The organism is Shewanella sp. ALD9 (assembly GCF_002836315.1).
GTDB lineage: Bacteria > Pseudomonadota > Gammaproteobacteria > Enterobacterales > Shewanellaceae > Shewanella.
In genome coordinates, this window is sequence record NZ_PJCD01000002.1 from 325,882 (window position 1) to 338,033 (window position 12,152).

At 41.4% G+C, this 12,152-nt stretch carries 13 protein-coding genes; 9 read left to right on the forward strand and 4 right to left on the reverse strand.

The features are described from left to right. Nucleotides 1-17: 17 nt before the first annotated feature. Nucleotides 18-590: a DsrE family protein gene (locus tag CXF88_RS04930; protein ID WP_101085817.1), complete on the reverse strand. Its 573-nt coding sequence runs from the start codon at nt 588-590 to the stop codon at nt 18-20. A gap of 115 nt (nt 591-705) precedes the next feature. Here CXF88_RS04930 and CXF88_RS04935 point away from each other — a divergent pair, with 115 nt between their 5' ends. The 4 genes from CXF88_RS04935 to CXF88_RS04950 all read left to right on the forward strand — a co-directional run bounded on the left by CXF88_RS04935 (nt 706) and on the right by CXF88_RS04950 (nt 2,732). Then, nucleotides 706-1,200: a GNAT family N-acetyltransferase gene (locus CXF88_RS04935; protein WP_101085818.1), complete on the forward strand. Its 495-nt coding sequence runs from the start codon at nt 706-708 to the stop codon at nt 1,198-1,200. 392 nt (nt 1,201-1,592) lie between these two features. Continuing rightward, nucleotides 1,593-1,868 carry a DMT family protein gene (locus CXF88_RS04940; protein WP_277949081.1) on the forward strand — a complete coding sequence of 92 codons (276 nt, stop codon included), beginning with the start codon at nt 1,593-1,595 and terminating at the stop codon, nt 1,866-1,868. Nucleotides 1,869-1,940: 72 nt separating this feature from the next. Then, complete coding sequence (locus tag CXF88_RS04945) at nt 1,941-2,195, forward strand: DUF2960 domain-containing protein (RefSeq protein ID WP_011636402.1); 255 nt, start codon at nt 1,941-1,943, stop codon at nt 2,193-2,195. 27 nt (nt 2,196-2,222) lie between these two features. Continuing rightward, entirely contained in the window at nt 2,223-2,732 is a 510-nt protein-coding gene (locus tag CXF88_RS04950; protein WP_101085820.1) for an RDD family protein, read from the forward strand. A 151-nt stretch (nt 2,733-2,883) separates the two neighbouring features. Here CXF88_RS04950 and lptG read toward each other — a convergent pair whose 3' ends face one another. Next, nucleotides 2,884-3,942 (reverse strand): LPS export ABC transporter permease LptG, encoded by a 1,059-nt coding sequence (gene lptG / locus CXF88_RS04955; protein ID WP_101085821.1) that lies wholly within the window; start codon nt 3,940-3,942, stop codon nt 2,884-2,886. After that, nucleotides 3,939-5,051 carry an LPS export ABC transporter permease LptF gene (gene lptF / locus CXF88_RS04960; RefSeq protein WP_101085822.1) on the reverse strand — a complete coding sequence of 371 codons (1,113 nt, stop codon included), beginning with the start codon at nt 5,049-5,051 and terminating at the stop codon, nt 3,939-3,941. The genes lptG and lptF overlap by 4 nt, the downstream gene beginning before the upstream one ends. Before the next feature lie 273 nt (nt 5,052-5,324). Between lptF and pepA the strand changes: the two genes are divergently transcribed. Continuing rightward, entirely contained in the window at nt 5,325-6,833 is a 1,509-nt protein-coding gene (gene pepA / locus CXF88_RS04970) for a leucyl aminopeptidase (protein ID WP_101085823.1), read from the forward strand. A gap of 110 nt (nt 6,834-6,943) precedes the next feature. Here pepA and punR read toward each other — a convergent pair whose 3' ends face one another. Continuing rightward, nucleotides 6,944-7,846: a DNA-binding transcriptional activator PunR gene (gene punR / locus CXF88_RS04975; RefSeq protein ID WP_101085824.1), complete on the reverse strand. Its 903-nt coding sequence runs from the start codon at nt 7,844-7,846 to the stop codon at nt 6,944-6,946. A 203-nt stretch (nt 7,847-8,049) separates the two neighbouring features. Here punR and punC point away from each other — a divergent pair, with 203 nt between their 5' ends. The 4 genes from punC to CXF88_RS04995 all read left to right on the forward strand — a co-directional run bounded on the left by punC (nt 8,050) and on the right by CXF88_RS04995 (nt 12,149). After that, nucleotides 8,050-9,333: a purine nucleoside transporter PunC gene (punC, locus tag CXF88_RS04980; protein WP_101085825.1), complete on the forward strand. Its 1,284-nt coding sequence runs from the start codon at nt 8,050-8,052 to the stop codon at nt 9,331-9,333. Nucleotides 9,334-9,523: 190 nt separating this feature from the next. Next, nucleotides 9,524-10,306, forward strand: coding sequence for a transporter substrate-binding domain-containing protein (locus CXF88_RS04985; RefSeq protein WP_101085826.1), 783 nt, complete (start codon nt 9,524-9,526; stop codon nt 10,304-10,306). Nucleotides 10,307-10,540: 234 nt separating this feature from the next. Continuing rightward, nucleotides 10,541-11,233 (forward strand): hypothetical protein, encoded by a 693-nt coding sequence (locus tag CXF88_RS04990; RefSeq protein WP_101085827.1) that lies wholly within the window; start codon nt 10,541-10,543, stop codon nt 11,231-11,233. Nucleotides 11,234-11,699: 466 nt separating this feature from the next. After that, on the forward strand, nt 11,700-12,149 hold the full coding sequence (locus CXF88_RS04995) for a DNA polymerase III subunit chi (RefSeq protein WP_011636391.1): 450 nt from the start codon (nt 11,700-11,702) through the stop codon (nt 12,147-12,149). Nucleotides 12,150-12,152 lie beyond the last annotated feature (3 nt).

Sequence of the window (12,152 nt, forward strand, 5' to 3'; positions counted from 1 at the left end):
TCAATAAGACAATTACGCTAAAACGGGTTTACGCTGTAGCCTTCGTGGGCTAATACTGCATGTGCAGTTAACGCGGATAATGCCATGGTAACGCCTGGTAATAAGTCTTGTGGTGTAATGCCGTAATATGCAGCTGTTTGACCACACACATAAAACCTAACTTGATTATTAATCAGCTGCGCAATTAAATCTTTATTAGCATTCTTTTGCCCTGCATTAAGTTGCTGATAAAAACTGTCCTTAGTCATATCATTAGCCGCTTTACCATGCACCACCATCGCAACAGAAATGTCCTCAAGCTTAACTCCAGCAGCGACGTGCATATTAATAAAGCGCGCCAGGGTATCGATACTACGATTTAATTCTGCTGGTTTAGATGCACTACTTAAATCAAAAGCGACTTTAAACTTCATACCGGCTGGTATGACTAAGCCGCTATTTACTTCAGCCACTTTGCCATAGTCTTTAATCACAGAACCCGATTTAAATGCATCAATACCCGCTGTTGCCGTAAATGATGAACATGCAATTAACGTCACTATTGTCGATGTAAACAGGTTTTTACTCATTGAACGTAAACCGAGTTTCATTATGTTGATATTCCTTATATCTATTTTTTATACTTACTCTAGCACAGATTAACGCTTAGGTTTTAGGCTGTTTCTGAGTATAATTGTCACTTAAATAATATGAACACTGAGTGATATGTCAATCCGCCCAATTACCGCTACAGACTGGCCCGCTATTATGGCGATACAAGCACAATGCTATGTCGAACTCACGCCAGAATCACTATCTGTCATGCAGAGTAAATGGCGATCTTCGCCCGCTAGCTGTGTGGTGTTTGAACAACAAGGTAACATGCTAGCCTACGCGCTTGTTCATCCTTGGTTGCAAGGCGATGCCCCATCGCTGGATACCGAGATAAGTGGCCAGATTAATGCCGATAGCTGGTATTTACATGACATGGCCATCTCACCCAACGCTCAAGGTTTAGGCATAGGTAAAAAGCTGTTTAATCATATAGTCAATCAGGCTAAATCAGCGGCGGTTAATGGCATTGGGCTAGTGGCTGTGCAAGGTGCACAAACTTATTGGCAGCAACAAGGGTTTACACCAAGCACCACCTCAGCAAAACTGACAAAGTCACTCGACAGTTATCCTGCTGGTGCATGTTACCTGTATTTATCCTTATCATAAGGTCTATCTCATGCACCCATCTGTCATCACCATCGGTTTATTGTGTTATACCAATCCTATTAAATATGTGCTCTTTCAGCGGGAGTTCAAAGTGCTGTAGGCAAGGCAGATGATTGAAGCGAATAGTGATTCTCGGTAACAAGCTCCTGCGTTACTCTACCTCCAGCATCTGACCGCCATGGATGGTGGGAATGTCTTATTTTTTATGGAAAAAAATAGACCATGCCGTCGTATTTTGAAAACATCTAACGCAGCATAAAGTACTTTGAAACCCGCCAGAATGGAGTCTCTCAGGTATTCCACTTCTGTGTTGCATCGATTTAAAAGGGAACAACCATTTCTACATCAATGCGCCTTGAATTGAAAAACCTGAGAGACTCTGAACTGAGCAGATATTTAATGAGATTGGTATTAGTTATATCTTCATGACTTTTGCTTGGTATGGTCATTTAAAAACCTTAAATAGCAAACTCTGGATTATCGCGGCTTTAGTGAGCAGAGGTATCGTCTTATTCGAATATTTATTGCAAGTTCCTGCGAATCGTCTTGGTTATACCGTGATTAACGTGGGACAATTAAAGATTGTGCAAGAGGTCATCACCTTATGTGTATTTATCCCTTTTGCCGTTAGGTATCTCAAACACCCCTTAAAGCTTAACTGTTTATAGGCTGGGTTATGCCTTTTAGGTGCCGTATTATTTATATTTAAAAGTGAATTACATTAATTTCAGGAGTTCTCCATGGCGCGCCAAGTGATCTATACCTTTAAAGGCCAAACCAAAACTATCGCCTTTAGCTATGACGTACATCATGATCTTTATGAAGCAGCAGCTGAAGCTGAAGGGATTGATTTAAAAAAGTTTCTAATCTTGGAAAAGCAAATTGCGTTAACGTCCAAAAAAGGCGCTAAAGCAGAGAAAGAATTTCGTAAAACCGAGTTTGCACGTTTTGGTTTTACGAGTATCAAATTTGTTCGTGAAGATGATGAGATTTAATCATTTTGGTTTACGTAAGGGCTAACTATGTTGAATTCAGATCATGCTAATTTCCCACGAGCGAGTTTTGTTCGACGTTTAGGTGCAATGGCGTATGACTCAATGCTTGCTATTGCCGTTTATATGTTTGCTGGTGCGTTAGGTTTTGGGTTTTTCTTTGGTCTGCAGAGCACCGGACTTATCGCGATGGGTGAGTACGAGCATGTGTCAGACTTGCTCAACAACACCCCGCTTTACCATGGTATTTATCAATTTTGGATAGCCATTTGTGTTGGTGGGTTTTACGCCATGTTTTGGAGCAGAGGTGGACAAACTTTAGGTATGCGAGCTTGGCGACTTAAGGTTCAGCACCCTAATGGTCAGAACTTAAGTTTTATTACGGCCTGTGCTCGCGTCATTTGGTCTTTATTAGGTGTTGGTAATCTGTGGATTATCATCAATGCTGATAAGTTAGCACTACAAGACATGATGACTCGTTCTGAGGTTGTCGTGTTATCAGTAGAAGCCAATCAAATGCGTAACTGGCGTGGTGCATAAATAAGTCACATACCAAACTAACTTACCTGCAAAACGAATAAACACGCATCAAACAAGTAATAAAAATGGCAACCCTTGGGTTGCCATTTTTATATACATTTTCACTTTCACTTTCACTTTCACTTTCAATATAGACTAAACAACCAATTGATTATTTACGAATATAATACAAAGCTAAGCCAGTAAATAACATGCTGGGCGCAATTGCACCCACCGCCGCTGGCAATTCATATACTATGCTCATCGGGCCAAATATCTCATTACTGATATAAAAGCTAAATCCTGCCACAACACCCAGTAGTACACGAGCTCCCATGGTCACCGTGCGTAATGGTCCAAACACAAACGATAATGCCACCAGCATCATCACAGCGACCGTTACCGGCTGCATAACCTTGCGCCATAAAGCCAGTTCATAACGACTAGGATCTTGTTGGTTAACCTTCAAATAATCGAGGTAGTCAATTAAGCCGCTAATGGATAATGCCTCAGGCTTAACCGACACTACACTCAACTTATCTGGTGTTAACGAAGATTGCCACACATCAGTATCAAGGTGATCACGAATAACCCGATCATCTTTAACCGTGGTATTTTCAACCACAGATAACTGCCAAGCATCGTCAATAAATACCGCGGTATTCGCATGGGTCACTCGGGTTAATTCTTGTTGATCGTTAAACTCATATAAACTGATGTTACTGAGCGTATTAACGTCTTGAACCTCACCAATATTAACGAATAAATCACCATCTTTTGCCCAAATACCACGATGAGACTTAATCAAACTGCCACCGGATATTTTAGTCGCTTGAAGCTCTTTTGCGCTTTTCTCCGCAATGGGTGCGCCCCACTCTCCCAGCGCCATGACCATAATCATCAACGGAATGGCCGTTTTCATCGCAGATTGAGTGATTTGTAAACGTGACATGCCAGAAACTTGCATCACCACTAATTCAGAGTTTGATGCTAGCATGCCCATACCAATTAACGCACCAAGCAGTACCGCCATTGGGAAAAACATTTCAATATCACGTGGCACTAAAAACAGCACGTAAATACCGGCATCTAGCATGGTATAAGCACCGCGCCCGACCAAACGTAATTGATCAACCCACTTAATGATGCCTGATAGCCCAGTCAAAATAAGTAAACACAAGCCTGATGTACTCACGATCATACGTGCGATATAAAGGTCTAATATTTTCATGCCGTCACCTGCTTACGTTTAAATAAGCCTAAGAACTTCATCCCTGTCGGGCGCTCTTTAATAAGTAACAACAATCCTAATAACAGCGCAAAGCCATGGATCCACCACATGCCTAAATACTGCGGCACCACCTCATCTTGCAGAGCTTTTCGGCCTGCAATCATTAATCCAAAGTAACCTAAATACAGCAAAATAGCGGGACCCATTTTAGCAAACTTACCCTGGCGAACATTAACCCGCGCTAACGGCACCGCAATCAAGGTCAATAATGGGATCGCGATAGGGATGGCTAAGCGCCATTGAAATTCAGCTGCAGCTTCAGGTCCTGGAGTATCCAATAATTGATCAACTGGCATTGCAGATAATTTACGTCGCCGCTCATCCACTTCCTGTTCTTTAATCTCCATTTTATAACCACCAAACTCAATCACTTGCAGTTCGAGTGATTTAGGACTGCCCTGATAACGGAAGCCTTTTTCAAGTTGTAACTGTTGGCTGCCAATATTATCTTCAATCACACGACCTTTATTAGCGACGACAATATTTGTCAGGCCATTTTCATCTTCAGGATCAGGAAGCTGCGCCACAAAAACTTTATCTAAGCTATTGTCTTTATTTATTTTTTCAACAAACAAAACGGCTCGACCATTCGGACTAGCTTGAAACCGACCTTGTGTTAAGGCTGCTAATCCAGCTTCAGATTGGGCTTTTTCTAATACCTGATTCTGACGTTCTTCGGCCCAAGGTCCGACATAAACCGACAAATAAGCTGTGAATAATAAATTGGCAAAAGCAAGCAACAGGGTTACTCGAGTGACATACCATTCACTCACGCCGACGCCATGCAATACCACCATTTCATTTTCAGCATACATTCGCCCATGAGCTAATAATATCGCTAAAAAGAAGCTCAGCGGTAACACTAACACCGTCAATTGAGGCAGATTTAGCCCTAATAATGTCATCACTAACGAAGCGGGGAATTCACCATCAGATGCATCGGCTAACACGCGCACAAATTGTTGACTAATAAAAATAGTTAACAGCACCAAAAGTACCGCAAATTGTGCTTTTAAAACTTCACTAATAAGATATCTAAATACAATCACAAGTAGGATCCGGTGGCTAAACTTATCTTTTTACTGGTATCAGAGCAACTTTCATGTAAACTGTCTACTTTCAGCAGTTTTGCTAGTTTTCTGACCAGCGCGGAAGGTGCTTTGGGGTCATGGTTAACATCTATTTTGGCTGTCAATTTACGCCTCTTTTTCGTTAATAATCCCAAACAGTTATCACCTTTTCGTTGATTATATGCCAGATGGCCTAATGCAAACATTATCTAATAAATATAAAAATTTGTCTTTAAGAATCTAGGAGTGCTCATGGAGTTTAGCGTAAAGAGCGGCAGCCCAGAAAAACAACGTTCAGCCTGTATCGTTGTCGGCGTGTACGAACCTCGCCGTCTGTCTGGTATCGCAGAGCAATTGGATAAAATCAGTGAAGGTTACATTAGTAACCTACTTCGTCGGGGTGACCTTGAAGGTAAACCAGGGCAAATGTTGCTATTGCATCACGTACCAAACGTACTAAGCGAACGTGTTTTACTGGTTGGTTGTGGCAAAGAGCGTGAGTTAGACGAGCGCCAATACAAACAAATTATCACAAAAACCATCAGTACCCTAAATGAAACCGGTTCAATGGAAGCTGTGTGCTTCTTAACTGAACTGCATGTCAAAGGCCGCGACACCTACTGGAAAGTTCGCCAAGCCATTGAGAGCACCCAAAATAGTCTGTATTCGTTTGATGCATTAAAAACCCGTAAAGGCGAAACTCGTCGTCCATTACGAAAAATGGTATTCAACGTGCCGACACGCCGTGAACTCACCATTGGTGAGCGTGCAATTGAACACGGAACAGCCGTATCTGCTGGTATGCATTTATGTCGTGACGTGGCCAACATGCCGCCTAACATTTGTAACCCTGCATATTTGGCATCTCAAGCGCGTCAAATGGCTGAAGTGTATGAAAACCTTAAAGTCACGACGATAGGCGAAGAGCAAATGGCCAAGTTGGGCATGAACGCTTACCTTGCTGTGGGTCGTGCTAGTGCCAATGAATCTATCATGACTGTGATGGAATATCAGGGCGCCGTTGACAGTACTGAAAAGCCAATTGTCCTTGTCGGTAAAGGGTTAACCTTTGACTCTGGCGGGATTTCATTAAAACCTGGCGAAGCCATGGATGAAATGAAATATGACATGGGTGGCGCTGCTGGTGTTATTGGCACCATGAAAGCATTGTGTGAAATGAAATTGCCTATCAACGTTATTGGTGTATTAGCGGGTTGTGAAAACATGCCTGCTGGTAACGCATATCGTCCAGGCGACATTTTAACCACTATGTCGGGCCAAACGGTTGAGGTGCTTAATACCGATGCCGAAGGTCGTTTAGTGTTGTGTGATGTATTAACTTACGTTGAACGCTTTGACCCTGAATTAGTGATTGATACCGCTACCTTAACCGGTGCTTGTGTTATTGCATTAGGTAAGCACGCTTCTGGTTTATTCAGTTCGCATAACCCGCTTGCACACGAAATGCTAAATGCTGGTGAGCAAAGTGGTGACCGCGCATGGCGCATGCCGTTATGGGATGAATACCAAGACATGCTAGACAGCCCATTTGCTGACATGACTAACTTAGGTGGTCGTCCGGCAGGTTCGATTACTGCAGCGTGTTTCTTGTCTCGCTTTACTAAAAAGTACAACTGGGCACATTTAGATGTCGCAGGTACAGCTTGGAACAGCGGTGCAAACAAAGGCTCTACCGGTCGTCCGGTACCCATTTTAAGCCAGTTCTTAATTAATCGTGCTGGTGTTGAAATTAGCGAATAAGTATTAACTTTGACGCATATTAAAGGGTAAAGCTTAAGGCTTTACCCTTTTTTTATTGTGGAAGACGCCAATAAATTAACCTGTAAAGTAAACCCTTAAAACCATCTGTACTAGGCTAACCATTGACGATGTAACTGCTCTTCATCGCCTAAATAATCCAATACCCAAGCCAGCGCGGGTGACATTTGTTCATCATTCCACGCCAAACAGCAGGCGCTAGGTTGTTTAACTCTATGGAGCGTTTTACAGACTAACTTACCTGACTCAATTAACGGTCCAGCCAAATGCTGCGGCATGTAGCCTATCCCTAAACCTTCGACAAAACAGTTAATGGCACTGTGCCAGTCGGGCACCACTAAGCGTCGTTGACTGTTTAACAACCACGTAATCCGTTTAGGAATATCACGAGAGCTATCTTCAAGACAAATAGACGGAAAAACACGCAACTCATCATCATGAAGTGGACCCATAATATTTGCCAATGGATGATCAGGGCTGACCACAAACAGCCAATCAATATTGCCCATATTAGTGAATTTAAACGCCCCACCGACTGGATTTGCGGTTGTCGCACCAATGGCAATATCACTTCTTCCTGCGGCAAGTGCTTCCCATACGCCATTAAATACTTCAATCCGAATAATCAGCTCAACATCTTGAAACTGTCTATAAAAATCTGCAATTAACGCATGAACGCTATCCGTTCTCACAATATTATCCAATGCAATAGAGAGCATAGGCTTCCAGCCATTAGCCACTCGTTGAGTGTCTCGTTTCATCAACTCCATATCGTTAAGAAACTGGCGCGCTTTTACGGCGAAATGCCTTCCTGCTGGGGTTAGGCTGACACTGCGATGATGGCGAATAAATAACTCGACTCCCAGTTCAGTTTCAATTTGTTTGACTGAATAACTTATCGCTGACGGTACCTTGTGCAATTTTTTCGCAGCGGCGGTAAAACTGCCCGTTTGGGCGACAACGTCTATTAGCTCAAAAACTTGCTGTGAAAGCATATCAATTTAACTCGCTAGAAAATGTACGGTAACAGCACAAGATGAATAACGCATTCGAGGTTTAATATTGAACTGAAACCCTCCATGCCTGTAATTACATCATGGTATCAATATTTTTGATAGCAGCTGTCAAAAATAAACGTTTCCAGCTAATTTAGTAAACCATTAAGCTAGCGGCCTTTATTGAACTGACGAAAATAGATATGCCTAATTTGAACAATAACAATATATTAATCAACACAAAACAAACAAATATAACATTCTACTTGTTTCTGTTTTATTTAGCCTTACTGAGTATGTTAGGTTTTGTCGCTACCGACATGTACCTGCCATCATTCAAATCTATTGAAGGGACTTTTAATGCAAGTACCTCAGAAGTGGCCATCTCGTTAACCAGCTTTTTGGCTGGCCTCGCTATCGGACAGTTATTGTATGGGCCGTTAGTGCATAAAATAGGTAAACGGAATTCACTGTTTGCGGGTCTAAGCCTGTTTATGCTGGCAAGTGCACTCATTGCGTTCAGTGACAGCATGTTGATGATGAATATTGCCCGCTTCTTCCAAGCCATTGGTGCTTGCAGTGCAGCCGTTATTTGGCAAGCGATTGTGATAGAACAATACCCAGCCGATAAAGCTCAAAATATTTTCTCTAATATTATGCCTTTAGTGGCATTGTCTCCAGCATTAGCGCCCATTGCTGGCGCACTGATACTGAATAGTTTTGGTTGGCGTGCGGTGTTTATTAGCTTATGTATCATTGCAGTATTACTCATTGCCATGACGTATTTTTTTGTGCCAAAAGAAAAAGCTAGCGTACACAAAAGCAAAACTCATATCCGCTATAAGCAACTACTGGCCAATACCCAATATCTAGGTAATGTAGTAATTTTTGGTGCGTGTTCAGGGGCTTTTTTTGCTTACTTAACGTTGTGGCCTGCAGTGATGGAGCAGTATGGTTACGCCGCGACAGAAATTGGCTTAAGTTTTATTCCCCAAACCATCATGTTTATTGTCGGTGGCTACTCAAGTAAATTACTGATCCGCAAATTTGGCACCAAAGGCAGCCTAAACTGTTTACTGATATTGTTTGGTTTGTGTGTTGCGGCCATTTTCACCTCCAGTGTGATCCTCGATACAGAAACAATATTGCCACTGCTCATTGCATTCTCTTTGCTAGCAGGAAGCAATGGCGCTATTTATCCTATTGTGGTCAATAATGCTCTGCAAGAGTTCAGCAATAACGCGGCTAAAGCTGCAGGATTACAAAACTTTTTGCAGATTACTATCTCTTTTGGGGCATCAAGTCTGGTGGCAATTTGGGCAAGTGCGGGTGATAACGCTATTGGTTGGGGAATTCTGGCCTGTTCAGTATTGGTTGCCGTTGGCCACATAATTAAAAGCCATGATTCTTGGGCACAAATACATCAGAATTTTACCTTTCCTGATCCAGCAAGATTATCTCAAGCCTCAACTAAAAATGACCAGTAACCGTGGTCTGGCGATAAAATAACGCCTTATATGATGAGGTTATAAATTTGTCTATAACTTCATCATATGCTAGGTTATTTATTGAACAATTTAATGTTCTAATTAATCATCAAATTAACAATCACAAGGAATGGGTTGAATGACGCAACACAACCGCTTGATAATGTCATTAGCGTTGGCAAACCAATAAATGAAACGCTTGCCTTTAACGCTTTATATCATCTTCCTCAGCGTTTGCTTTGCACTCACGCCAACGGGCGAGCTATTTGCAAAAGACCATCCGCAAGTTCGATTTATCACCCATACTTTACCCCCATTTAGTTATCTTGACAATGATCTTTTAAGCGGTTTTTCTATCGATATTGTTCAAGCGATGATGCAACATACCCAGCACACAGCCAACATTGAAATGTATCCCTTTAATAGAGCATTTCAGATATTGAAATCACAACCAAACACTGCGTTGTTTGTCATTGCTAAAAGGCCAGAAAGAGAAGTAAACATGAAATGGGTAGGTCCCATTATTAGCAGCGGAGTGTATTTTTACCAAAAACGTAATTCCGGACTCTCATTAGCATATTTAGAAGACTTAAAACGTGTCCGAAATGTTGGTGTAGTACTTGGTAATGCTGATCACACCTATTTGGATTCCCAAGGATTCACTAACCTCAGTACTGATAAATCCCAATTACAATCGCTCAAAATGCTCAGTTATGGCCGAGTTGATGTTGCGCCAATGAGCGAACTAGTGATGCCATTTTTGGCAAAAGCAGCCGATATCGATATCAACTCAATAGAACGTACCCCGATTAAGTTATACGACTCTACCTTGTATATCGCATTTTCAAACGACACTTCTGATGAGGTTATTGCACTATGGCAGCAAGCATTTGATGAGTTAAAATCATCAGGTATGTACCAGACCATTTATCAAGATTATTTTCCAACTGATACCGATATTGCTAAGCGATAACGGATCATTAATTTCCAATACATAACAACTGCAATAGATAATTTTTACTATCGAATTTTCGTTATCCGCTAAATATGCTTAATGCAATATCCCCAAAAGATCCTCTCTAAACCAAACTGACTAAGAATAAACAATGATTAACTTGTTACATGTAAGTAACAAATTTAATATAAAACCCAAAATAGCTTAAATGTATAATTTAATGAAATAAAACTCACTGAAAGGAATGTTCAGATGAAGGCGATGAAAGTCATACTCATTTCAATAGTCAGCGCGTTGGCGCTTTTTGGGTTAATGGCTATTTTATTGGGCTGGCTACTCAGTTCCATGTGCGGTAATAACGTTTACACCGAATCACTTTCATTAGATAAAATGTACAAGGCTGTTATCTTTGAAAAAAGTTGCGGTGGCGCTTCTGGCTACTCAACTCAAATATCAATCATAAAAGCTGACGAGCAACTGTGTGACAATTGTGCTGGCGACGTGTTCGTTGCCAATGACCATCCTAACGATAATAAACTCAACTTAGTCTGGTTAGGACAACAAGATTCTGACGACCAACAACTGCAAATTCATATTCCAGCTGATATCGTAATTGAGACTCAAGAAACGACTTGGTCCTCTTGGTTTGACAGTATCGATATTTCCTACCCTGTATTTGACCATTACCCATTAGCCTGTGAACAAACGCCGCAACCTAAAGCGTGTCAGTTTGTGACAAATGATCAGAAACTTATTGATGTGTTAATCAAGTATGAAGGCTTTAAAAACCATAAAGCACTGGCTGTATCGGTTAACGATATGGGTAATGTTAGATATGGATACGGTTATGGTTATGACTCAATGTTAAAAGCACAACGCAGAGCTTTAAAAGAGTGCACCAAAGGGACTCGTCCTACTCATGTAAAATGTGAGTTAATCCGTTAAGGCAAACCAATGCGATTTGAACCCAAACAACACAAAACACATTTAATTGATAATCAGAAAATAGATGTCTATTACAATCGTGTCACCACCCGTTTTAGCTTATCCATAAATCAGCAACAGGTTTATAGTCGACTACTGCTGTTAAGCCCATGGCGAAAGCAACAAATCCTTATAAACAACACGCCATACAACTTAACCATCATTTGGTTTTTATTGTGGCGATCCAGTTTAACCCCTACTCAGCAGTCAGACCGCCATCCTACAATTATAGAACTTCTGCCTGAACGGCGTAGAAAATCCATTATGATCGCGATATATTTAGGATTAATTAGCAGTATTAAACTGACGCTAGGGATATTAATCTATTCCAACGTCATATGAATATCGCATCACGAGGCCATTAACCCGCAGACGATTTTAGTGTAAACTCGAGCCCAACTTATTAACCTGTTATAAGCATCACCACATGACTCAAGCCTTGTTTTACCTTATGCCTGATAATCATAATCAAATGAGTGCATTAGATGCGCTCTATTTAGCTGCTTGCAGGTTAGCTGAACAACAATATCGTCAACAAAAAACCGTCTACATTCACTGCAAAGACAAACAGCAAGCTTATGCCATTGACGAATTACTGTGGCAATTTGAGCCAAACGCCTTTGTACCACACAACTTAAAAGGTGAAGGCCCAGTAACAGGTGCACCTGTGGAAATAGGTTTTGACACTTTAGGGCCAAATAAAAGTCGTCAAGTTCTGATTAATCTTGCAGACCAAATGCCCAGTTTTGCGGTAAACTTGCCCCATATTATCGATTTTGTCGCTAATGATGACGAACTTAAGCGCATTGCTCGCAATCGCTACCGTCAATATCAGAATGTAGGCATTACGCCCAGCACTCAAGCATTAGCTGAATAAACA